The organism is Candidatus Pelagibacter sp. Uisw_121 (assembly GCF_047722545.1).
Taxonomy (GTDB): domain Bacteria; phylum Pseudomonadota; class Alphaproteobacteria; order Pelagibacterales; family Pelagibacteraceae; genus Pelagibacter.
On record NZ_CP159816.1, the window covers coordinates 205,006 to 228,913 of the forward strand.

The 23,908-nt window shown below is 30.4% G+C and carries 24 protein-coding genes; 15 read left to right on the forward strand and 9 right to left on the reverse strand.

From position 1 onward, the window contains the following. Position 1: 1 nt before the first annotated feature. From nadC to ABXT52_RS01150, 3 genes are read right to left on the reverse strand one after another with little or no spacing between them, the layout of a single operon-like run. Positions 2 to 835: a carboxylating nicotinate-nucleotide diphosphorylase gene (gene nadC / locus ABXT52_RS01140; RefSeq protein WP_415272066.1), complete on the reverse strand. Its 834-nt coding sequence runs from the start codon at positions 833 to 835 to the stop codon at positions 2 to 4. Between the two features lie 5 nt (positions 836 to 840). Further along, positions 841 to 1,830 (reverse strand): quinolinate synthase NadA, encoded by a 990-nt coding sequence (nadA, locus tag ABXT52_RS01145; protein ID WP_415272067.1) that lies wholly within the window; start codon positions 1,828 to 1,830, stop codon positions 841 to 843. Between the two features lie 50 nt (positions 1,831 to 1,880). Next, positions 1,881 to 2,768: a YgfZ/GcvT domain-containing protein gene (locus ABXT52_RS01150; protein WP_415272068.1), complete on the reverse strand. Its 888-nt coding sequence runs from the start codon at positions 2,766 to 2,768 to the stop codon at positions 1,881 to 1,883. A 43-nt stretch (positions 2,769 to 2,811) separates the two neighbouring features. Here ABXT52_RS01150 and ABXT52_RS01155 point away from each other — a divergent pair, with 43 nt between their 5' ends. Next, on the forward strand, positions 2,812 to 4,116 hold the full coding sequence (locus ABXT52_RS01155) for a dihydroorotase (RefSeq protein WP_415272069.1): 1,305 nt from the start codon (positions 2,812 to 2,814) through the stop codon (positions 4,114 to 4,116). Here ABXT52_RS01155 and ABXT52_RS01160 read toward each other — a convergent pair. Both ABXT52_RS01160 and ABXT52_RS01165 read right to left on the reverse strand, forming a co-directional pair. Beyond that, a complete protein-coding gene (locus tag ABXT52_RS01160) occupies positions 4,113 to 4,445 on the reverse strand; it encodes a DMT family transporter (RefSeq protein ID WP_415272070.1) in 333 nt (110 codons plus the stop codon). The two genes, ABXT52_RS01155 and ABXT52_RS01160, sit on opposite strands and share 4 nt — an antisense overlap. Then, positions 4,445 to 6,340: a propionyl-CoA synthetase gene (locus tag ABXT52_RS01165; RefSeq protein ID WP_415272071.1), complete on the reverse strand. Its 1,896-nt coding sequence runs from the start codon at positions 6,338 to 6,340 to the stop codon at positions 4,445 to 4,447. Before ABXT52_RS01165 ends, ABXT52_RS01160 begins: the two co-directional genes overlap by 1 nt. Before the next feature lie 215 nt (positions 6,341 to 6,555). Here ABXT52_RS01165 and ABXT52_RS01170 point away from each other — a divergent pair, with 215 nt between their 5' ends. The 5 genes from ABXT52_RS01170 to ABXT52_RS01190 all read left to right on the forward strand — a co-directional run bounded on the left by ABXT52_RS01170 (position 6,556) and on the right by ABXT52_RS01190 (position 10,149). Further along, positions 6,556 to 7,326: a bacteriorhodopsin-like gene (locus tag ABXT52_RS01170; RefSeq protein ID WP_415272072.1), complete on the forward strand. Its 771-nt coding sequence runs from the start codon at positions 6,556 to 6,558 to the stop codon at positions 7,324 to 7,326. A gap of 80 nt (positions 7,327 to 7,406) precedes the next feature. After that, positions 7,407 to 7,727, forward strand: a complete 321-nt coding sequence (locus tag ABXT52_RS01175) for a 2Fe-2S iron-sulfur cluster-binding protein (protein ID WP_271492689.1) — start codon at positions 7,407 to 7,409, stop codon at positions 7,725 to 7,727. After that, positions 7,728 to 8,744 (forward strand): NAD(P)/FAD-dependent oxidoreductase, encoded by a 1,017-nt coding sequence (locus ABXT52_RS01180; RefSeq protein WP_415272073.1) that lies wholly within the window; start codon positions 7,728 to 7,730, stop codon positions 8,742 to 8,744. Next, positions 8,741 to 9,367, forward strand: a complete 627-nt coding sequence (locus ABXT52_RS01185) for a glutathione S-transferase family protein (RefSeq protein WP_415272074.1) — start codon at positions 8,741 to 8,743, stop codon at positions 9,365 to 9,367. The genes ABXT52_RS01180 and ABXT52_RS01185 overlap by 4 nt, the downstream gene beginning before the upstream one ends. Before the next feature lie 8 nt (positions 9,368 to 9,375). Beyond that, entirely contained in the window at positions 9,376 to 10,149 is a 774-nt protein-coding gene (locus ABXT52_RS01190) for an MOSC domain-containing protein (RefSeq protein ID WP_415272075.1), read from the forward strand. Positions 10,150 to 10,169: 20 nt separating this feature from the next. Here the strand turns inward: ABXT52_RS01190 and ABXT52_RS01195 are convergent, their stop codons facing one another. Next, complete coding sequence (locus tag ABXT52_RS01195; RefSeq protein WP_415272076.1) at positions 10,170 to 10,706, reverse strand: TraR/DksA family transcriptional regulator; 537 nt, start codon at positions 10,704 to 10,706, stop codon at positions 10,170 to 10,172. Between the two features lie 78 nt (positions 10,707 to 10,784). Between ABXT52_RS01195 and ABXT52_RS01200 the strand changes: the two genes are divergently transcribed. Both ABXT52_RS01200 and ABXT52_RS01205 read left to right on the forward strand, forming a co-directional pair. Further along, on the forward strand, positions 10,785 to 12,107 hold the full coding sequence (locus tag ABXT52_RS01200; protein ID WP_415272077.1) for a glycosyltransferase family 39 protein: 1,323 nt from the start codon (positions 10,785 to 10,787) through the stop codon (positions 12,105 to 12,107). Continuing rightward, the gene (locus ABXT52_RS01205; RefSeq protein ID WP_415272078.1) at positions 12,104 to 12,976 is read left to right on the forward strand and encodes a glycosyltransferase family 2 protein; all 873 of its coding nucleotides are present in this window, start codon (positions 12,104 to 12,106) and stop codon (positions 12,974 to 12,976) included. Before ABXT52_RS01200 ends, ABXT52_RS01205 begins: the two co-directional genes overlap by 4 nt. Here ABXT52_RS01205 and ABXT52_RS01210 read toward each other — a convergent pair. Together ABXT52_RS01210 and ABXT52_RS01215 are read right to left on the reverse strand one after the other, a co-directional pair. Continuing rightward, positions 12,969 to 14,249 (reverse strand): Y-family DNA polymerase, encoded by a 1,281-nt coding sequence (locus tag ABXT52_RS01210; RefSeq protein WP_415272079.1) that lies wholly within the window; start codon positions 14,247 to 14,249, stop codon positions 12,969 to 12,971. The genes ABXT52_RS01205 and ABXT52_RS01210 overlap by 8 nt on opposite strands. Continuing rightward, on the reverse strand, positions 14,227 to 14,622 hold the full coding sequence (locus ABXT52_RS01215; RefSeq protein WP_018413913.1) for a LexA family protein: 396 nt from the start codon (positions 14,620 to 14,622) through the stop codon (positions 14,227 to 14,229). Before ABXT52_RS01215 ends, ABXT52_RS01210 begins: the two co-directional genes overlap by 23 nt. 165 nt (positions 14,623 to 14,787) lie before the next feature. Between ABXT52_RS01215 and ABXT52_RS01220 the strand changes: the two genes are divergently transcribed. The 6 genes from ABXT52_RS01220 to alaS all read left to right on the forward strand — a co-directional run bounded on the left by ABXT52_RS01220 (position 14,788) and on the right by alaS (position 21,974). Next, positions 14,788 to 15,357 carry an SOUL family heme-binding protein gene (locus tag ABXT52_RS01220; protein WP_415272080.1) on the forward strand — a complete coding sequence of 190 codons (570 nt, stop codon included), beginning with the start codon at positions 14,788 to 14,790 and terminating at the stop codon, positions 15,355 to 15,357. Continuing rightward, positions 15,358 to 15,720 carry a GFA family protein gene (locus ABXT52_RS01225; RefSeq protein WP_018413915.1) on the forward strand — a complete coding sequence of 121 codons (363 nt, stop codon included), beginning with the start codon at positions 15,358 to 15,360 and terminating at the stop codon, positions 15,718 to 15,720. A gap of 6 nt (positions 15,721 to 15,726) precedes the next feature. After that, positions 15,727 to 16,653 (forward strand): uridine kinase, encoded by a 927-nt coding sequence (locus ABXT52_RS01230; protein ID WP_415272081.1) that lies wholly within the window; start codon positions 15,727 to 15,729, stop codon positions 16,651 to 16,653. Then, positions 16,653 to 17,951, forward strand: a complete 1,299-nt coding sequence (locus ABXT52_RS01235; protein ID WP_415272082.1) for a TolC family outer membrane protein — start codon at positions 16,653 to 16,655, stop codon at positions 17,949 to 17,951. Before ABXT52_RS01230 ends, ABXT52_RS01235 begins: the two co-directional genes overlap by 1 nt. Positions 17,952 to 18,055: 104 nt before the next feature. Further along, a complete protein-coding gene (gene recA, locus ABXT52_RS01240) occupies positions 18,056 to 19,207 on the forward strand; it encodes a recombinase RecA (protein WP_415272083.1) in 1,152 nt (383 codons plus the stop codon). 97 nt (positions 19,208 to 19,304) lie between these two features. Next, entirely contained in the window at positions 19,305 to 21,974 is a 2,670-nt protein-coding gene (gene alaS / locus ABXT52_RS01245; protein ID WP_415272084.1) for an alanine--tRNA ligase, read from the forward strand. Here alaS and ABXT52_RS01250 read toward each other — a convergent pair. Further along, the gene (locus ABXT52_RS01250; protein WP_415272085.1) at positions 21,967 to 23,181 is read right to left on the reverse strand and encodes an NADP-dependent isocitrate dehydrogenase; all 1,215 of its coding nucleotides are present in this window, start codon (positions 23,179 to 23,181) and stop codon (positions 21,967 to 21,969) included. The two genes, alaS and ABXT52_RS01250, sit on opposite strands and share 8 nt — an antisense overlap. A 77-nt stretch (positions 23,182 to 23,258) precedes the next feature. On the opposite strand from ABXT52_RS01250, the gene ABXT52_RS01255 reads away from it, so the two are divergent. Continuing rightward, on the forward strand, positions 23,259 to 23,906 hold the full coding sequence (locus ABXT52_RS01255; protein WP_415272086.1) for a phosphatidylserine decarboxylase: 648 nt from the start codon (positions 23,259 to 23,261) through the stop codon (positions 23,904 to 23,906). The last annotated feature ends 2 nt before the right edge of the window (positions 23,907 to 23,908 follow it).

The window sequence follows — 23,908 nt, forward strand, 5'->3', positions numbered from 1 at the left end:
TTTAGATTTCTATTTTAAAATCTACTGCTGAAACACTATGGGTGATGCTACCTACTGAAATTCTATCAACACCTGTTGCTGCAATTTTCTTAACTGATTTTAGCGTTACATTTCCTGAAGCTTCTGTTTCGTAATACTTTTTGGCCATTTTAACACCAGCTTTAAGTGTTTTGTTATTCATGTTGTCAAACAGAACAGTATTAAATTTTAAACCCATTACTTGTTTAAGCTGATTTAGATTATCAACCTCTACAGTAATTTTTTTTCCTTTTTGATTTCTAATTGCAAGAGACACTAAAGTTTTAATATCTGAACTTGCTATGTGATTGTCTTTAATTAGAAATTCATCACTTAGGTTAAATCTATGGTTTGTGCCACCACCTAACTTAACGGCGTATTTTTGTATTACCCTTAAGGTTGGAATTGTTTTTCTTGTACAACAAATTTTACTTTTTTTATTAACTAACTTAACAAATTGATTAGTTTTAGTGGCAATTCCAGAGATATGGCTCATAAAATTTAAAGCAACTCTTTCACCAATTAAAATGTTTTCAGCCTTACCCTCTATTATTCCAATTAGTGTATTCTTTTTAATTAATGATCCTTCTTTTTTTTTTATAATAAATTTAATTTTGCTGTCTATTAATTTAAATGTTTGTTTAGCAAATTCTAATCCAGCTATCACAGCTTGTTGGTTAGAAATTAATTTAACTTTTATTATCTTATTATTTTTAACTAAGTTTGAGGTAATATCACCAGAGGGATATAGATCTTCATTTAAAGCAAGCTTTACAATATTCTTGATATAATAATTGCTTAATTTAATTTGAGACACTTTTGTTATCTGCCTATTGCAACCATTCTTTCAACGGGAATTCTTGCTTTTTCTATTGTCTCTTTATCCATTATGATTTCACCTGTTTCATTTTCTAGGCAATCTAAAATTTTTGGTAATGTAATTTTTTTCATATGAGGACAAAGGTTACACGGTCTAATAAATTCTACATTTGGGTTTTCTACTTGAATATTATCACTCATTGAACATTCAGTAACCATCATAACTTTTTTAGGTTGATTGTCTTTAACATATTTAATCATCCCACCAGTTGATCCAGCAAAGTCACTTGCTTTAATTACGTCAGGTGGACATTCTGGATGAGCTATTATTTTAATACCAGGATTTTTTGCTCTAATATCATGTATTTCTTTTTCAGTGAACTGGTCATGAACCATACAGATACCTTTCCAAGCAATAATTTCAACTTTAGTTTGAGCAGCAACATATTTTGCTAAGTAATCATCAGGTAAAAAAATAATCTTCTTAACACCAAGAGATTCTACAATTTTAACTGCATTTGCAGATGTGCAACAAATATCTGTTTCAGCTTTCACGTCTGCAGAAGTATTCACATATGAGACAACAGGCACACCTGGGTATTTTTCTTTTAATAATCTTACATCTTTACCTGTGATTGATGATGATAAAGAGCAACCAGCAGCCATATCAGGAAGTAAAACCTTTTTTTCAGGACTCATTAACTTAGAAGTTTCAGCCATAAAATGAACACCTGCCATTACAATAATATCAGCTTCTGTTTTCGAAGCCTCAATTGCAAGAGCCAATGAGTCAGCTGCAACATTTGCAATGCCATGATAAATTTCTGGAGTTTGATAATTATGAGCAAGTATAATTGCATTCTTTTCTTTTTTTAACTGATTAATTCTATGAATATAAGGGGCATGAATTGACCATTCAATCTCAGGCATAACTTTTGAGATTTTTTGATAAATTGGATCAGTTGCTATCTTTACTTCTGGTGTAAATTCCATGTCAAAACTTATCAATTAGGTTAATACTTGTCATTCCTTATTATGCCACACTACGATATCCAATTTGGTACTTTTATTCTTAAAACTGAATTTTCACTTTTTAATTCACTATCTTTTTTAAAGTTTTCATCTAGATATTTGATTAATGCAAAGGGATATTCATCATTAATCAATACTTTGCCTATTTCAATACCATTAGCATAAATTGAAGCACCCTCAGTTAACTTTCCACTGATTAATTGTATAGCTAATAATCTTTTAGAAAGTTTATTTTTTAGTTTTATTCTGGCTGTATTTTCTTGTCCAACATAACAGCCTTTTTTAAAATCTATTCCATTTAGCTCCTCAAAATTACACTCAATTCCAAATAATTTATTTTGTAATTTATTCATTTCTTTTTGAGCAATTCCTAATTCATGACTTAATTCGTAATATTCAGCAATCGGGGAATCTTTTAGTTCTAATTTTTTTAAAGATAGGTAAAGCTTTTCTAAATTAATAATAAACCTTGCACCCAGATCTTTATTTCTTGGGTCTAATAAAATAGGGTCCTCTCTATATTTTATTGTGTTTCCGGGTTGATCCTTGGTACCTTCAAATTTCAAAAACTTTTCATGACTAAATGCTGCAATTACAAATTCATTGCTTAAATTCATAATTTCAACTTTAGATCTAAGCTTGTAAATGCTCAGTTGTTTAAAGAGAGCCTCTGTTTGAGATTTTTCACAATCTATGAAATAACCAGATTTATGTTTTACTACAATAAAAGCAAATAGAAATTTTCCTTGTGGAGTTAGTAGTGATGCAAAACAACTATTGTCTTCATTGACCTTATTAATATCATTGCTAATCATATTTTGTAAAAATTCATTAGCATCTGCTCCATTTATGTAGAGAATTCCTCTATCTGCTAAAATATATACTTTCTGTATATTCATAATTGATTGATACCTGAATATGATATAATTACTTTTTTCATAAATGTTAGATCTAATAATTAAAAATGGCTCATGCTACATAGACAAAGATCTTAAAGATCAAGATATATCCATTAAAGATGGTAAAATTATAAAAATTGGCAAAATTGACAGTGAAGCAAAAGAGACTTTTGATGCTAAAGGGTTAACAGTTTTACCAGGGTGCATTGATACACAAACTCATTTTAGAGAGCCTGGGTCAACAGATACAGAAGATTTACACTCAGGAAGTAGGGCTGCAATAGTAGGTGGCATAACAAGTGTGTTTGAGATGCCAAACACCAATCCTCCAACATCTAACAAGGTAGAATTTCAGAAAAAATTAGATTTAGCCAAAAATAGAATGTATTGCAATTATGCATTTTATTTTGGAGCAACAGCTGACAACGCAAGTGAATTGGCAGATTTGGTAAATTTAGAGGGTTGTTGTGGAATTAAACTGTTTGCTGGATCGTCAACTGGAAACCTTTTAGTTGCTGAGGAAGAGGATATTGAAAAAGTATTTAAAAGCAGCTCAAAAGTTGTTGCAGTACATTCTGAGGATGAGGCAATTTTAAATATTAATAAAAAATTGATTAAAGAAGGAGACGTTCATTCACACCCAATTTGGAGAAGTGTAGAATGTGCAATCTCATCTACTAGAAGAATAGTTAGAATTGCTGAGCGATATAAGAAAAAAGCCCATATTCTTCATATTACCACAAAAGAAGAGATTGATTTTTTATCACAACACAAAGGCAACATAACATTTGAGATTACCCCACAACATTTAACAATCTACGCTCCAGACTGTTATGATAAACTTGGAACTTATGCTCAAATGAATCCTCCGTTAAGAGATAAGTCTCATTACGACAGGTTGTGGTATGGAGTAAAAAATAATCTTAATGATACAATTGGTTCTGATCATGCTCCACACTTAAAAGAAAATAAAGAAAAAAGATATCCAAATTCACCATCTGGCATGCCAGGTGTGCAAACACTTTTACCAGTTATGTTAAACCATGTTAATGATGGAAAATTAAGTTTAGAACAATTAATGAATTCTATATGTGAAAATCCAGTAAAAATTTTTGGGATACAAGACAAAGGTTTTATTAAGGAGGGTTTTGATGCTGATTTCACAATCGTCGATATGAACAAGACAATTGAAATTAAGGATGAAAATATTGAAAGTAAATGTGGTTGGTCACCTTTTGATGGATATGAATTTAAAGGCACACCAGTATCAACAATCATTAATGGCCAAATTAAAATGAGGGATGGTAAAATTTTAGGTGATCCTGAGGGTAAGCCTTTAAAATTTTAAATAGTTTTTACTGAAAAGCCATTTACAAGCACAACTCCAAAAACAATAAAGAATAATCCTAATACGGCCTGCCAAGACAATGATTGTTTAAAGAAGATATATCCTAATATTGCAACTGTAAATACTCCAAGACCACTCCACGTTGCATAAACAATTGCAATTGGAATTTTATCAACAACAAAAGTTATAAGATAGAAAGATAACAAATAAAAAACTGCAAGAGTAGTGGTTGGGATAATTTTTGTAAAATTTTGTGAAACGGGTAACAACATTGTTCCACCTACTTCAAAAAAAATTGCTACTATTAAAATTAGATATGTTTTAATCACTACTTAAGAATATTATGCTTAATTAAGTCTTCTTTTATCTCAGTTAAGATAGTGGGATCATCAATAGTTGCTGGTACCTTATACTCTTCATTATCAGCAATTTTTCTAATAGTTCCTCTTAATATTTTGCCAGATCTTGTTTTTGGTAATCTTTTAATAACAATTACAGTTTTAAATGCTGCTACTGGTCCAATAGTATCTCTAACCATTTTTATGCATTCTTTTGAAATACTTTCGTTATCTTTTTTAACACCTGTCTTAAGAACGACCAGACCAATTGGTAATTGTCCTTTTAATTTATCAGCAATTCCTAATACTGCACATTCTGCTACTGATTGGTGTTCTGACAAAACTTCTTCAATTGCTCCAGTTGATAATCTGTGGCCTGCAACGTTTATAATGTCATCTGTTCTAGACATAATCCAAATATACCCATCCTCATCAATATGACCTGCATCATACGTTTCATAGTAACCCTCATAATTAGTCATGTAGTTGTCTTTATATCTTTTATCTGCATTCCATAGTGTTGGAAAAGTTCCTGGAGGCAGAGGAAGTTTGACAACTATATCTCCCATCTCATTAGGTTTTGCTAAAGTTTGATCTGGCTTCATGATTTTGACATCATAACCAGGCACAGCTTTACAAGCTGAACCATATTTTGTCTTCATCATTTCAATCCCTGTACAATTAGAACTAATTGCCCAGCTAGTTTCTGTTTGCCACCAATGGTCAATTACAGGAACTTTTAATAAATTTTCTGCCCATTTAATAGTGTCTGGGTCAGCTCTTTCACCAGCTAAAAACAATGACTCAAATTTACTTAAATCATATTTAGAAAAAAACTTACCCTCAGGGTCTTCTTTTTTAATAGCTCTAAAAGCAGTTGGGGCTGTAAAAAGTGATTTTACCTTATAGTCAGAAATTATTTTCCAAAAAGCACCAGCATCAGGAGTACCAACAGGCTTTCCTTCAAATAATACTGTAGTACAACCTTTAAATAAAGGTGCGTAAACAATATAAGAGTGCCCAACAATCCATCCAATATCACTCGCTGACCACCAAACATCATCAGCATCAATATTGTAGATATTCTTCATAGTCCATTTGAGAGCAACTATATGACCTCCAATATCCCTAACGATTCCTTTAGGAACACCTGTAGTTCCTGAGGTGTATAAAATATAAGCTAAGTCATTTGAATTCATTTCGACACAATCTACTTCTTTTGCATTTGAAAGTGCTTCGCCCCAACTGATTTCTTTTGGAGCGTTAAGCTCAACTGTATGATCTATTCTTTGGAATAAGATCATTTTATCAATTTTATGAGAAGCCATCTTAATTGCTGCATCAACCAATGGTTTGTACTCAACAGTCTTTCCAGGCTCAAAGCCACATGAAGCTGTAACTATTACTTTTGCTTTACTATCATTAATTCTGCTAGCTAGTTCATTAGAAGCAAATCCCCCAAACACCACAGAGTGGATTGCTCCAATTCTCCCACATGCCAACATTGCTATAACAGCCTCTGGGATCATGGGCATATAGATTATAACTCTATCACCTTTGTTGACTCCTTGATTTCTTAGAGCTCCTGCAAATTTTGAAACCTTTTCTCTTAACTCTTTATAGGTAAACTGCTTTTTGTTGCCAGTTATTGGGCTGTCATAGATTAAAGCTAGCTTGTCACCTCTGCCTTGATCGATATGAATGTCTAAAGCATTGTAACAAGTATTAGTAACACCATCTTCAAACCATTTATAAAAAGGTGGATTAGATTTATTTAAAATTTTAGTAGGTTTTTTAAACCAAAAGATATCATTAGACACTTCTTGCCAAAAATTTTCAGGGTTTTTTAGAGAATTTTGGTAAATATCATTAAATTTTTTTGACATATCAATTGATTCTATTTTGTTAGTTTTTTAAGCTTATTAAATTAAAAATTGTATTAAAATTTAAAAAGTAAGTAAAATCAACACAAATTAGATACAATTAAACCTTCTAAAAACTAGATAACTTTGATAGTTAACCATCAACTTGACTTAAGCTTTCGTTTAAGTCTAGTTTATATAAACTAAAAGTTAAAAACTAACAAAAGAGGGAGTTTTTTATGAAAAAACTAAAATTGTTTGCTCTTGCAGCTGTAGGCCTAATGGGTCTATCAGGCGCAGCAAACGCAGAGACAGCCTTATTGGCTTCTGACGACTTCGTTGGAATCTCATTCTGGCTTGTATCAATGGTGATGTTAGCGTCGACTGCTTTCTTTTTCCTAGAAGCAGGAAATGTTGCAGCAGGTTGGAGAACATCAATAATTGTATCTGGTCTAGTAACTGGTATTGCCTTTGTACATTACGTGTATATGAGAGATGTATGGGTTATGACTGGTGAGTCACCAACAGTTTACAGATATATTGATTGGTTAATCACTGTGCCATTACTAATGATAGAATTTTACCTTGTTCTAGCGGCAGTAGGTAAAGCAAATTCTGGAATATTCTGGAGATTGTTAATTGGAACAGTTGTGATGCTTTTAGGTGGATACTTAGGAGAAGCAGGATACATTAATGCTACACTTGGTTTTGTAATCGGTATGGCTGGATGGTTCTACATTCTTTATGAAGTATTCTCTGGTGAAGCAGGTAAAGCTGCAGCAAAAAGTGGAAACAAAGCTCTTGTTACCGCATTTGGTGCAATGAGAATGATCGTTACAGTTGGTTGGGCAATTTACCCATTAGGTTACGTATTTGGTTACCTAACAGGTGGTGTAGACGCTAACTCACTAAACGTGATTTACAACGTAGCTGACTTGCTAAACAAAACTGCATTTGGTCTAATCATTTGGGCTGCAGCAATGCAATCAGGTGGTAGAAAAGCTAAGTAATTAGTAAACCTAAATAATTTAAAAAGGGCGAGTACATTCTGTGTACTTGCCCTTTTTTTTATGTAATTATATATAGTTTAATGCCTAAAATTACCTACATTGAAAATAATGGAAAGTCTCATACCATAGAGGTTTCTAATGGGTTAAGTGTAATGGAGGGTGCAGTTCAAAACGATATTCCTGGGATTGACGCTGACTGTGGAGGTGGAATGGCTTGTGCTACTTGCCATGTTTATGTCAAAGAAGAATGGTTTAATAAACTTCCAAAAAAAGAAGATGGTGAAGAAGATATGTTAGATATGGCTTTTGAACCTAATAAATTTAGTAGATTAAGTTGTCAGCTATTAGTTTCTGATGAACTAGATGGACTAACGGTCAGCATTCCATCAAAACAAGGTTAAATGATTAAAACAGATACTTTAATAATAGGCGCAGGGCCAGTTGGATTATTTTGTGTTCATCAATTAGGAATAATCGGATTAAAATGTGAAGTAGTTGATAACTTAGATAAAATAGGTGGACAGTGCATTGAACTTTATCCTGATAAACCTATTTATGATATTCCTGCTGTTCCAGAATGTACTGGAGAAGAGTTAACCAATAATTTAATTGATCAGATAAAAGCATTCAAAACAAATTTTCATTTAAATGAACGAGTACAAGAACTTAAAAAAGTTGAAAAAAAATGGTTAATAAAGACCAATAAAGGAACTGAATTTGAGGCATCAAGTATAATTATTGCAGCTGGTGTGGGATCTTTTGAGCCAAGAAAATTCCCAACAAAAGAAATTGAAAAGTATGAAGGAAAACAAATACTTTATTCAATTAAAGACAAAAAAATTTTTAAAGATAAAACAGTTACCATTTTTGGTGGAGGAGACTTTGCATTAGATTGGGCGATAGAACTCTCAAATACATCTAAAGTTATATTAGTACACAGAAGAGATGAATTTAGAGGAATGCAAGCAAGTATTGATAAAGTTAACCAATTAAAAGATGAAGGTAAGATAGAAGTTCATACTAAATACCAATTAGGTTCAGTTAGCGGTAATGAAAAAGTTGAAAGTATTAACATCAATCATGATGATGAGAGTATAAAAGAAATTAAAACTGATTATGTTTTGGGCTTTTTTGGATTAATAATGCAACTAGGACCAATTGCTGAATGGGGATTAAATTTAGATAAGAAAACAATACCGGTTAATACAGAAAATTTTGAAACCAATAAAGAAGGTATTTTTGCAATTGGTGATATTTGCACCTATCCTGGAAAACTTAAATTAATTCTTTCGGGTTTTCATGAGGGAGCATTAGCTGCTAGAGGTTGTTTTAAATACGCTAAACCAGATGAAAAATACAGATTTGAGTTTACCACTTCCTCTAAGACAGTAAAAAGCAGACTGGGTGTTAAAGAGTGATAGAGCTATTTACAGCAGATACTCCAAATGGAAAAAAAATTACAATAATGTTAGAAGAAATAGGTTGTGATTTTAAAGTTACTAAAATTGATTTGTCAAAAGATGAGCAATTTAAAAAAGATTTTAAAAAAATAAGCCCATTCGGAAAGATACCAGTAATTACAGATCATGAAAATGGACAGTCATTATTCGAGTCCGGTGCAATACTTATATATTTAGCTGAAAAACATAAAAAATTTTATGAAGCAAAAGATAGGCATACCATAAATCAATGGTTGATGGCGCAGATGGGAATTATAGGACCAATGATTGGACAGCATCATCAGTTTCATCATTACAATCCTGGAAAAAGTGAATTTGGAGAAGAAAGATATTTTAAAATTACAAAAAGAATTTATAGCGAACTAGATGAGAGATTATCTTCATCAAAATACTTAGCTGGAAATGAATATACGATTGCAGATATTGCAACTTGGCCCTGGATTGCAAGGCATGAATGGCATGATATTGGTCTTAAGAATTATAGCAACTTAACTAGATGGTATTTAGATATTGCAAAAAGAGAAGCTGTTATTAGAGGGTATGATTTATTAAAAAACAAATCTGAGATTCCTCAACCCTAATAGGTTTTATGAGTGTTTTGATTTCATCAATATACTTTAGTCCTGTAAAATCTTTATCTTTTACAAATATCAAATCATGTATCATTAAAAAAGATTTGGGAATTGTAAATGATAGAAGTTTTGCGTTTTCTAGAATTATTGACTTAAAAAAAGCTCTTATATCTGAAAAAAACCCAAGCAAAAGAAAGCTTAATAATTTTTTAACATTAAAAAATTCTCCAGTTTTAAATAGATATAATTTTGAATACAAAAATCTTAGATTAATTTTAAAACTTGGTGATAAGGAACTATTGTCAATAATAGCTGATGATCCAGAACAAAAATCTATACTTGTAAATAAAATACTAGAACTAGAAAATTCATTAACCAAACCAATTTTTTTATTGCAAAGTGATACGGCCCCTTTCTTTGATACCTCCGATTCAAATAAGGTCTTTAATTCCATATCCCTTATAAATCTAAATAGTATTAAAGATTTCGAAAAAAAGATTAATCAAAAAATTGAATTACAGCGATTTAGAGGAAATTTTTATATTGAAGGGCTTGAAGCCTGGGAAGAGCGTAAATGGATTGGAAAGATTATAAAAATTAATAATATTTCTTTTAAGGTAGAGAGAAATATTCCACGTTGTACTGCAATTAATTTAAAACCTGAAACAGATATAAGTGATACGAATTTACTGAGGTCATTAAAAAAAAGCTATGACCATTTTGATATGGGTGTTTATTTAAGATCGGTAGATGAAGGTAAAATAGAAGTTGGAAGTATACTAGAGTGTTAATGATAAAAAAATTTTAAGTTTTAGTCGTCTGCGTATACTTTTTCATCTTTTTCGTGTTTCTCTTGTGCTGCAATACATAAATGAGCAACTGGTCTTGCTATTAATCTTTTGATTCCAATTGGTTCCGCAGTTTCTGCACAAAATCCAAAAGTTTTATCTCTTATTCGTAATAAGGCTTGGTCAATTTTAGAAATTAATTTAATTTGTCTATTGATTGCTTTCATTTCTACAGTTTTATCTGTGTATGAGCTTGCCTGATCTACTATGTCAGCTGAAACACTATTATCATCCATTGAACCATGATAAAGGGCTTCGTTGTTTGCTTTGACCAATTCTTTTTTCCATTCAGTTAGCTTTATTTTAAAAAAAGATAAGTGTTTTTCACACATATATTTTTCAGTATCCTTAGGAATATAATTTTTTGAAATTTTAATTGGTGTCTTTTCTTTTTTTTCAATAGTAACAACTTTTTTTATTATTTTCGAAGGTTTTTTGGTTTTTTTAGTAGCTTTTTTTGCTTTTGGTTTTTTAGTAGATGATTTTGAGATTTTAGGCATATGTATAAATTTAGTTGCCGGAGTATATTCAGCAATTAATACGTGTCAAGTGAGCTTAATTCATATAAAATCAATTAAATGTTAGTTAGTAAAAACAATATAAATAAATTGTTTTATAGTTTTCTTATAATTCATTTGATCTTATGGACATTGGTTCCCACATTAACAAATAACAATTTGCCACTTGATACAATTGAAGCCTTGGCTTGGGGAGGTAATTTAGATTGGGGATTTAATAAACATCCACCAGCAAGTGCTTTTTTTCCTGAAGTTATTTACCAACTTTTTGGATCGCAGGATTGGGCTTACTACTTATTAAGTCAATTGTTTGTAGTAACGGCATTTATTTTTGTTTTTAAATTTGCTGAAGAACTATTTAAAAATAAAACTTTAAGTTTAATATCGGTACTTCTTTTAGAGGGTATTTATTTCTATAATTTTACAACACCTGAGTTTAATGTGAATGTTTGCCAATTACCTTTTTGGTCGTTGTGCGTTTATTATTCTTGGAAACTATTTGATAAACAGACAATAACTTTTAAGGATTGTTTTTTGCTTGGAGCTTTTGCAGCCATAGGTTTCTTATCTAAATATCTTTTTATTTATCTTTTAATATCAATAGACTTATTATTTTTTTATATAATTTTTATAAAGAAATATAAAAAATTTGATTTCAAGTATCTAATATCCCTAGAGGTCTTTATTGTTTTGTTGGTTCCCCATTTAATTTGGTTGGCTAATAACGATTATATAACAATTGCATATGGGCTAGCTAGAACAGGGTTGGAGAGCTCAAGTTTATTAGATCATATAGTTCACCCTTTAATATTTTTAGTCAAACAAATAGGAATATTAATTCCATTTTTTATAATGTCATTTTTTTTAATAAAAAAAATTAAACTAAAGATGACATTAAAAGATAAGAAATTATTATTCTTAATATTTATTAATCTAGTTCCAATTGGGTTAATGTTCTTAACCTCAATATTGACAGGTTCTAAAATAAGAACAATGTGGATGACCCCATTTTATTTATTTTTTGGTGTATTGATTGTCTATATTTTTCAAGCACAAATAAATCTTAAAAAACTAAATGGGTTCATATTAATATTTTTAATTTTATTTATTTTCTCACCTTTTGCTTATGCCTATATTTCAATTACAGAAAAAGATAAAAGAACAGATTATTTGGGTAAAGAAATAGCAATTAAAATCGAATATTTATGGAAGGAAAATCATACATTGCCAATAAATGTTGTACTTGGTGACGAATGGAATGCTGGAAATTTATCATACCACTTAAATTCTAGACCAGTTTGGGAAGGGTTGATTTCAAAAGATAAACTTAATTCATTGTCTAAATTTATTTGCATTGATAATATTTGCGTAGGAAATAGATGAATAGAATAAAAGTTTTAATTCCTATATATAATGATTGGAAGTCAGTTTTTAAACTCTTAGAAGATATAGACTTGCAAGTTAATGATTTAAAACATGAATTTTCAATTATAATTGTAAACGATTGTTCTACTGAAGTAAGACCTATTTATGATTTTAATTTTAAGAATCTTAAGTCCATTAAAATAATCAATATGAAAAGAAATAAAGGACATGCTAGATGCAATGCATCAGGATTAAGATATATTGCTGAACACGAAGATTATGATTATATAATTCCAATGGATGGAGATGGTGAAGATAGAGCAGAAGAAATAACTCTACTTATTGATAAGGTAAATGACTATCCTGATAACGTTGTTACAGCAAATAGAATAAAAAGATCTGAAGGGTTTTTCTTTAAACTTTGTTACTTTTTACACAAATATTTAACTTTTGTTTTCACTGGAAAGTCTATTAAGTTTGGTAATTTTATTTGCTTACCTAAATCTGCAGTTAATAAAATGATAAAAGAAAAATCAACATGGAGTAGTTTTTCAGGAGCTGTTACTAAATTATTTAAAAATAGAAAATCTATCCCATCAATAAGAGGTAAAAGATTTTTTGGACCATCGAAAATGAGTTTTATTAACTTATTTAAACATTCACTATCAATTATAGCTGTTTTTAAAATTACACTATTGATTAGATCTATAATTTTTTTAATTGTTTACCTATTTATAATTAGTAGTAACCTATCATTGATTACATTTTTACCTGTTATTGGGATTATAATTATGATGATTTTGGTAATTATACTTTCTCAGAGAGAAAATATTATAGAATTTGAAAACTATTTAGAAGATATTAGCAGCGTAGATCAGCTTAAATAGCTTTTATTATTGGTAGCGAATGAAAGTCAGCTGTATCTATCTTTGAAGAGTGGTCTCTTCTCATATTCCATTTTTTATTTACTCCAGCACTAGCTAAACTTAATGTTGATCGTCCATATCTATAATTTGTGCTATCAATAGATCTCATTAATCCTTTAATTTTTTCATCTTTTTCAGTAGAAAACAGGTTTTTACTGCCACTTGAACTAACTAAACCAGTCAATGTTATTCCTGCTTTTTGATATCTGTATCCATTAATAAAGATTTCATTTAATGCAATCAAAGCAGTTTTAACTATTTCAATACTATTATTAGTAGCTATTGGAAAATCTATAGTTTTAGCATTTGAATAATATACACCTTTATTTTGAAAAGGGCTTGTTCTAACAGAAACAGTTATCGATTTTGCTATTAAAGATTCTGATCTAATTTTTTCTGAAGCATTTAAACAATAACTTGCAACTGCTTCTTCTAACTCTTGAAACTTTTCAACTCTTGTGCCAAATGATCTTGACACTACACAACTTTTTCTTTTTGAAGTTTTGGTTTCTAGTGGGATACAAGAAATTCCCCTAAGCTCTAAAGCAGTTCGAGAACTTAAAACATTAGAACTTTTTTTAATCCAAGTATTTGATATATTTTTTAATTGTTTAGCATTATAAATTCCATTTTGATGATAAAATTTAGTTAGTTGCTTACCAACTCCCCACACATCGTTGATATCTATTTTTTCTAATAGTGGATCAATATTTTCAATTCCTATTAAATTTGTGACACCAGATTGTTTTTTCTTTGCTATATGATTTGCAACTTTGCTTAGTGTTTTTGTTTTAGCAATACCAATGCTAGTTGGAATTCCTGTCCATTGTAAAATAATGCTTCTAATTTCTTTTCCCACATCCTCTACTTCATCATCTGGATAATTACTCAAATCTAAAAAGGCTTCATCTACTGAATATATTTCTAATTCAGGATTAAATCTTTTTAAAGTTCTCATCACTCTTCTAGATAAATCTCCATACAAAGAATAATTTGAAGAAAATACATAAACTTTATTTTTAAGTATTATTTCTTTAGCTTTAAAGTAAGGCTCGCCCATTTTAATACCAAGAAACTTTGCTTCATTTGATCTTGCAATAATGCAGCCATCATTATTCGACAATACGACAACTGGCTTATTTCTAATCTTAGGATTGAATAATCTTTCACAAGAAACATAAAATGAATTACAATCAACTAATGCTATTTTCTTAGTACGTTGAATGGATGACATAAGTCACAACTCCCCAAATAAACACTTCAGTTTCATCACCAATAATTATTTTATCTTCAATATTTTTTGAACCTGATGTTAAAAATTGTCCATCTTTTGATTTAACAAAACTTTTAACAACTAACTCATCATGAACATTTGCAACAACGGTTGAAAAATTTTTAGGTTTTAAGCTTCTATCAATAACTAATAAGTCACCATCATAAATACCAACATCAGTCATCGATTTTCCCTGAACTCTAATGATAAAAGTTGCAGGAACATTTTTGATTAAGTGAACATTAAGATCCACATCTTCTTCAATATAATCTGTTGCAGGAGAGGGAAAGCCAGCTCCAGCTTTATGTAAGTAAAAGGGAATAGTTAATTTCATGTTCTTGTTTTGTTCTAATTTATAGACTAGTTATACATTACACGCAATAGGTTGTATTTTGAGTCTGTAACTGAATCAAAGGTGAATCAAAACGTGAACATTGAAACTACATTTTGTGCTCTTGTGGATAACTTCAACCAGAGATAGTTTAAACTTCATATTAAAATGAAAAAATTTCTATCAATTGTGTTTCTTAGCTTAATTATAACTTCTAACAGTATGTCTTATGAAGAAGCAAATTATGAAGTAGTGAAAAAAAATGAAGTTTATGAAATCAGAAAATATTCTGATCGTTTAGCAATTGAAACAGATATATCAAATGAAGGCAACAGTTTTAGAAAATTATTTAACTACATATCAGGCAACAATGATAAAAATGAAGAGATTAAGATGACAACACCAGTCACCCAAATGCAAAAAAAAGGAAATATGACCATGCAATTTTATTTACCTTCAAGATTTAATAAAGAAAACATACCAAGCCCGTCTAATCCAGATGTTAAAATATTAAATATTAAAGCTAGTTATTATGCAGTTATTAGATACTCAGGAAGGGCTTCTGATAAAAATTTTATTAAACATAAAAGCATTTTAGAAAATGAATTAAAAAAAGATAATATGATAATTTTGAGCCCACCTATTAAAGCAACTTACGATGGACCTTTCACACTACCTATGAACAGAAGAAATGAAGCAATGTTTGAAATTAATATAAAAAATAAAGGAGAAATATAAATGAAAAAACTAACATGTCACTGCGGAGAAGTAGAAGCAGAAATAAACGTGCCTGATAACTTAGAAAAAGTTTTAAAATGTAATTGTTCTATTTGTAAAAGAAAAGGAGCAATAATGTCTATGGTTAAGAATGAAGATTTTAAAATAATTAAAGGTGAGGATAAGTTAAAACTTTATCAATTTCATTCAAAAATTGCGAAACACTATTTTTGTTCTAACTGCGGAATTTATACACATCATAATCCAAGAGCCAATCCAGCTATGACAGGATTTAATCTTGGATGCGTAGATGAAATAAATACGTTTGAATTAGAAAATGTTGCAGTCAATGATGGGCAAAATCATCCTCTAGACAACAAGTAATTTTTTATGCAAGCAGTTAATGATTGTTTTAAAAAAGTAAAAAAAGATTGTTTTAAATTTATCTCTTCTCAAGAAACTAAGAAGGATAAATTTAAAAATAAAGATAAGATGATCAAATCCTTTTTAATACCTGTTAGTTTTTGGATAGCAAAAAGAATTAATAAAAAAAAACCATTAATGATAGGTTTAGCTGGAGGACAAGGGTCAGGCAAAACAACTATCTCATCAATTTTAACTTTAATTTTAAAAAAATATTTTAAGTTAAATGTTTTTAAAGTTTCTATTGATGATTTTTATAAAACAAGAAAAGACAGAATATTATTGTCTAAAAATAAACACCCCTTATTAATGACGAGAGGAGTACCAGGAACTCACGATGTAGATTTAATGTTAAATTTTTTTAAACAGATTAAAGATAAAAACTTTAAAAGTTTACAAATTCCAACATTTAATAAAGCAATAGATGATAGGTGCCAAAAGAGTTTATGGTATAAAATCAAAACAAAGCCTGATGTGGTCATTTTTGAAGGTTGGTGTGTTGGAGCAAGAGCTCAATCAAGTAGCCAGCTTAAAAAACCAATTAACTCACTTGAAAAAGTCTATGATCAAAAAACCAAATGGAGAACCCATGTCAATAATCAATTAAAAACTAAATATAAAACCTTATTCAAGCAATTGGATGGATTACTATATCTAAAGGCTAAAAACTTTAGCTTATTGAGAGAATGGAGATTAAAACAGGAGAGAAAACTCTGGGTTCAAACAAAAAACAAGAAAAACCTAAAGATTATGAGCAGTGGAGATGTAATAAACTTTATGCAAACTTATCAAAGAATTACTCAACAAATGTTTAAAGATGCGATAAAAAGCTCATCAGTTATAATGAATTTAAATAGCAATCATCAAATCGAAAAAACAAAATTTAAAAAATAATGAAAAAAATAATTTTAATATTCTTATCTATTATTTTTTTTAATGGAAAAGCTTTTTCAATACCTTTGTCAAAAGCATTATTGCAAGCGTATAATGAAAACCCAGTATTAAATGCAGAACGTGAAAATATTCAAGTTTCAAGAGAAGATGTAAAAATTTCAAGAAGTGAATTTTTACCAAGCGTGACACTATCTGGGTCTAAGAGCCAAGAAAATACTGAAAAACAAACTGATGTTTCAGGTGCCAACTCATCTTTCACAGATGTTGATCCAAAAACCCAATCTATAAATATTGAACAAAAAATATTTCAAGGATTTGCAGGTATAGCAAGTATGCAAAAAAGTAAGATTGGATTAACATTAGCTGAAGCAAAACTTTTAAAAACAGAACAAGAAATTTTATATCAAGCAGTAGAAGCTTACTCAGGACTTATATTTGCTGAAGAAAAACTTAAGATCAATCAAAACAATATTAATTTATTAGAAAGACAAGTTGAAACAGACCAAGCAAGATTAGAAAGAGGTCAGATTACCTTATCTGACTTAGCACAATCAGAATCATCACGTGCAGGAGCACAGGCAAAATTTCTACAAGCAAAAAATGAAACTATAACAGCTAAATTAATATATGAAAAAATTATAGGTCCAATTATTGATGTAAATTCTTTAGACAAGGAATCCGACTTAAATTTTACAATGCCAGTAAGCTTGAGTGAAGCAATTGAAATTTCAAAAGCAAAAAACCCTAATTTAATTATTTCAAAATTAGAATATGAACAGTCAGAAAAAGAAGTAACGATAGCTAGATCTGATCTATCACCTTCTGCATCTTTATCTTTTAATAGCTCAAAATCTGACGATGTAAGCTCAACAGTAGGTGAGCGTGATAAAGAAGTGTTAAAAGCAACTATTTCATGGCCAATTTTTAATGGTGGAAAAAATTCTGCATCTTTAAACAAAAGTAAAAATCTAAAAAATAGAAAAAAATTATTGCTAGATAATGCTTTAAAGACTAATGATACTAATGTTGCAAGCACATGGTCAAGTCTCCAAGTATCTAAAAGCTTATTAGATTCAGTTACAGCACAAGTTAAAGCTGCTGAGATTGCTAATGAAGGAATAACAGTCGAGTATGAGTCTGGACTTGAAAGATCAACTTTAGACGTAATTCAATCAAGCTCAATTCTACTAACCTCAAAAATAAGCTTAGCAGATTCTGAGAGAAACTATTTACTCTCACAATTTAAATTATTGCAGTCCATTGGGCTTTTGAATAATAACTATTTAAAACTTCAGTAATTAAGCCATCTTTTCATTAAAAAAAATAACTATTGAAAATAAGAACAAAATGTGTACATTTAAACCACGATTCGAATACTAATTATTAATAAAAAAGGCATAAAATGACTAAAAACAACTTAAAAGTAGTTAAATCTACAAAAGCACAGCAAGCAGAAGGCAACGAGAAAAACAAAGCTTTAGACGCGGCAATGAGCCAAATCATCGATAATTTTGGAAAAGGATCAGTAATGAAACTTGGCCAAAGAAGAGCAATGGATGTTGAGTCAGTTTCAACTGGATCATTAAGTCTAGATGTGGCGCTTGGAATAGGCGGCTTACCAAAAGGAAGAGTTGTTGAAGTCTATGGACCAGAATCGTCTGGTAAAACAACTTTAGCATTACAAGTATTAGCAGAGGCCCAAAAAGCTGGAGGAATATGTGCGTTTATAGATGCAGAGCATGCTTTAGACCCAATTTATGCAAAAAAACTTGGTGTAGACACCGAAGAATTATTAATTTCACAACCTGATACTGGTGAGCAAGCTCTTGAAATAGCTGATACTTTAGTTAAATCAGGATCAATTTCTGTTATCGTAATTGACTCTGTTGCAGCACTAACACCTAGAGCTGAAATTGAAGGAGAAATGGGAGATCACCATGTAGGACTTCAATCAAGATTAATGAGTCAGGCTTTAAGAAAGCTAACAGGTTCAATCTCAAGCACAAACACAATGATGATTTTTATTAATCAAATTAGAATGAAAATTGGAGTTATGTTTGGAAGTCCAGAGACCACATCTGGTGGTAATGCACTTAAATTCTATTCATCTGTAAGATTAGATATTAGAAGAATTGGTGCCATTAAAAATGGAGATGAAATTATTGGTAACTCAACAAGAGTTAAAGTGGTAAAAAATAAAGTAGCCCCACCATTTAAAGTTGTTGAATTTGACCTGATGTATGGGAAGGGTATTAGTAAAGTAGGTGAATTAGTTGATCTTGGTGCAAAAGCTGACATTGTTGAAAAAGCTGGAGCTTGGTATGCTTATAAAGGAGAAAAAATTGGCCAAGGAAGAGAGAATGCTAAAATTTATTTAGAGCAAAATCCTCAAATTGCTGCAGAAATTGAAATGGCAATTAGAGAAAAAGCTGGGGTGATAGCAAAAAAAATTGAAGGTAATCCTCTTGATCCAGAAAAAGCAGCAAAAGATCAAATTGAGGATCCTAAAGTGGAAATAAAAGAAGAAGTAACACCTCCATCTAAAAAGAATTAGTTAAAGTCATCTTTAATTATTAAAAGGCGCTTAATTTAAGCGCCTTTTTTCCCTACACTTATCTAGACATCAAATTAAAAAGCTGTATTTTAAATATATGGCAGACAAAACGCTAAATCAAATCAGAACAACCTTTTTAGATTATTTTGAAAAAAATGATCACACAATAGTTGAATTTAGCAATTTAGTTCCAAATAATGATCCGACATTAATGTTTGCTAATTCAGGAATGGTACAATTTAAAAATGTATTCACTGGATTGGAAAAAAGAGACTATGTAAGAGCAACAACCTCACAAAAATGTGTAAGGGCAGGTGGCAAGCATAATGACCTTGAAAATGTAGGTTATACACCAAGACACCATACATTTTTTGAAATGCTTGGAAATTTTTCATTTGGAGATTATTTTAAAGAAGAGGCAATTAGTTACGCATGGAATTTAATAACTAAAGAGTTCGGAATTGATAAAAATCGCCTCTATGTAACAGTTTATCATGACGATGAAGAAGCATTTAACTTTTGGAAGAAAATAGCTGGTTTTAGCGATGATAGAATAATCAAGATAGCAACGTCAGATAACTTTTGGTCGATGGGTGACACAGGGCCTTGTGGACCATGTTCTGAAATATTTTATGATCACGGTGATCATCTAGAGGGTGGTTTACCTGGCACTAAAAATGAAGATGGTAACCGGTTTATAGAAATATGGAATTTAGTATTCATGCAATATGAGCAAATTTCAAAAGATAAGAGAATAAATTTACCAAAACCATCTGTGGATACGGGTATGGGCCTTGAGAGAATAGCTGCACTATTACAGGGAACACACGATAACTACGAAACGGATCATTTTAAAAAACTAATACTATCTGCATCTGACACATTAAACGTTAAAGTAGATGAGGTTAATCAATCTAGCTTCAGAGTAATAGCAGATCATTTACGAGCAAGTTCATTTTTATTAGCAGAAGGAGTTTTACCTTCTAATGAAGGAAGAGGTTATGTTCTAAGAAGAATTATGAGACGTGGAATGAGACACTCACATTTACTAGGTTCTAAAAAACCAGTTTTCTATAATATTTTTAAAACGCTTCTAGAAGAAATGTCTAACAATTATCCAGAACTTGAAAGAGCACAATCTTTAATAAAAGAAACATTAAAAACAGAAGAAGAAAAGTTTTTGGTTTTATTAGATAGAGGGATAAAAATATTAAATGAAGAGCTAGAGAAAGTAGAAAAGACATTGCCTGGTGAAGTGGCATTTAAGCTTTACGATACATTTGGTTTTCCATTAGATTTAACTGAAGATATTTTGAAAAATAATTCACTGACTGTCGATGGGGAAAAGTTTGATTTATTAATGAAAGAAAGCAAAGAATTAGCAAAAAAAAATTGGAAAGGATCAGGGGATAGTTCGGTAGATCAAATTTGGTTTAATATAAAAGATCGTTTAGGGGCAACTGATTTTTTAGGATATTCTACAGATAAAGCAGAAGGTGTAGTCACTTTAATTCTTAAAAATAATAAAGAGGTCCAAGATCTACAAGAAAACGATGAAGGCATTATAATAACAAATCAAACACCTTTTTATGGAGAGTCAGGAGGACAAGTTGCAGATACTGGAATAATCTCTAAAGAGACTTTTGAATTTCAAGTGTCTGATGTTCAAAAAAAACTAGGGGGTTTATTTGTTCATTACGGAAAAGTTAAAAAAGGTTCAGTTAAACTAAAAGACAGTGTTGAATTAAAAATAGATACACAGAGAAGAAATAATATTAGAGCTTACCATTCTGCCACTCATTTATTGCACGAAGCATTAAGAAGAGTTTTGGGTGAGCATGTAACTCAAAAAGGATCTTTAGTTCAATCTGATCGATTAAGATTTGATTTTAGTCACATGAAACCTATTTCAGATGAAGAGATGAGAAAAATTGAACATTATGTAAACTCAATAATTGAAAAAAAGTCAGAGGTGAAAACAAGAATAATGACACCTAAAGAAGCTGTTGAAAATGGTGCCCTAGCTTTATTTGGAGAAAAATATGGTGATGAAGTTAGAGTTTTGTCTATGGGAGATGAAGAAGGTAAATTTTTCTCAACTGAATTATGTGGAGGAACTCACGTTGTAAACACAGCTGATATTGGAAAATTTAAGATTATAAGCCAATCATCTATTGCAGCTGGTGTAAGAAGAATTGAAGCTTTAAGAGATGTGCAGTTAGTTGATTTTTTAAAAGAAAAAAAAACCCAATCTAATTTGTCTGATCAAAAAAATGAGGCAGTCATAAAAGAATTAGAGACAAAGATTATTAAACTAGGAGGAAAACCTAATCTTCAAAACAAGGATCAAGTAACTTTAATAAAAGACCTTAATAGACAATTTGATCAACTTTCAGTTAGCTCAATATTAAAAGATAAAGATAAAAATAAAATCAACGATCAAACTATTAATGGATTTAAAGTTAGATTTCAAAATATTATAGATTTACCATTTAAAGATCTACGTAAGCTAATTGATGAAGGAAAAAAAGAAATTGGCGAAGGATTAGTTATAATTTATGCAATCAATGATAATAAAGTTGGATTAGCTGTAGGTGTTACCAAAACATTAGAAAAAAAGTTTGATGCTGTAAAAATTGTTAGAGCTGGTTCAGAAGTTATTGGTGGTAAAGGTGGTGGCGGAAGAGCTGACTTTGCCCAAGCAGGGGGAACATTACCTGATAAAATTGAGCAGTCTTTTGAAAATATTAAAAAATTAATTAATTAAGCTTTTTCTTAAGTTGTCCATCTAACTTATCTAAAAATTGATTAGTAGTTAAGTAATTACTTGAGGGCCCAATTAAAATTGCCAAGTCTTTTGTCATTGATCCATTTTCAACACAATCAATACAAACTTTTTCTAATATAGTTGAAAATTTAATCAAATCTTCATTGCTATCTAATTTTCCTCTATGAGCCAAACCTCTAGTCCAAGCAAAAATTGATGCAATTGGATTTGTAGAGGTCTCTTTACCTTGTTGATGCATTCTATAATGTCTAGTTACAGTTCCATGAGCTGCTTCAGCCTCCATCACTTTTCCATCTGGAGTTAATAGAACGCTAGTCATTAAGCCTAAAGATCCATATCCTTGTGCCATGGTATCAGATTGAACATCACCATCGTAATTTTTACAAGCCCAAATATATTTACCACTCCATTTCATTGCACATGCTACCATGTCATCAATTAGTCTGTGTTCATAAGTAATTTTTAATTTTTCAAATTTTTCTTTAAACTCTTCATCAAATATTTTTTGAAAAATATCTTTAAAACGGCCATCGTATTGTTTTAGGATTGTATTTTTCGTTGATAAATAAACAGGCCATTCTTTAATCAAACCATAACCAAAACAAGACCTTGCAAAGTCTTCTATTGATTTATCTAAATTGTACATTGATAAAGCTATACCTGGTCCAGGAAAGTTAAAAACTTCATATTTTATTTCTTGGCTACCATCTTCAGCTGTCCATTTAACTTCCATTTTACCTTTTCCAGGAACTTTAAAATCTGTTGCCCTATATTGGTCTCCAAATGCATGTCTTCCAATAATTACAGGGTCAGTCCATGAAGGTACTAATTTAGGAATATTTTTACAAACTATTGGTTCTCTAAACACAGTTCCTCCAATAATATTTCTTATAGTTCCATTGGGTGATCTCCACATCTTTTTTAAATCGAATTCTTCAACACGGGCTTCATCTGGTGTGATTGTTGCACATTTAATACCAACACCAATTTTTTTAATTGCAGTGGCTGAGTCAATTGTTATCTGATCATTTGAATTATCTCGACTTTTCATGCCTAGATCAAAATATTCAATACCCAAATCTAAATATGGAAGAATAAGTTTACTTTTAATAAACTCCCATATTATTCTCGTCATTTCATCTCCATCGAGTTCTGCAACTGGATTTTTAACCTTAATTTTAGCCATATTTGAATAATTTATATTAGTAATTGTAATTTAGTGCTTTATATACATATTAATAAAAAATTATCAAATATAAGCTTATGTTAGAGAAAATTTTTCCAAAAATTCATTCTGAAGGATACAAATTTTTAGCTATAGCTATTATTGTAACAATTTTTTTATATTTCTTAAGCACCTTTCTAGGATTAACTGGTTTAGTGCTATCTATATGGGTTTATTATTTCTTTAGAGATCCTGAAAGAATTTCAATAAATGATGAAAATTACCTAACAAGTCCAGCGGATGGTGAAGTTTTGATGGTTCATGAGGTAGATGGACCAAAAGAGCTTGGTTTAGAAGATAAAAAATTTACTAAGATAAGTATTTTTATGAACGTATTTGATTGTCACGTTAATAGAACACCTTGTGAAGGCAAAATTGCAGAAATACTTTATAAACCAGGAAAATTTTTAAATGCATCACTTGATAAAGCAAGCGAAGATAATGAAAGAAACTATTACAAGATAACGAATAGTCATGGAGAGGAAGTTATTGTTGTTCAAATTGCAGGTTTAATTGCTAGAAGAATTGTGTGTGAGTCTTCAAAGGATCAACAGTTACAACAAGGCGAAAGAATTGGAATGATAAGATTTGGAAGTAGGGCAGATGTTTATTTCAAAAATTATAAAACGTTAGTTAAAGTAGGACAAAAGACAATTGCTGGTGAAACGTTATTAGCTAAAAGATAGCT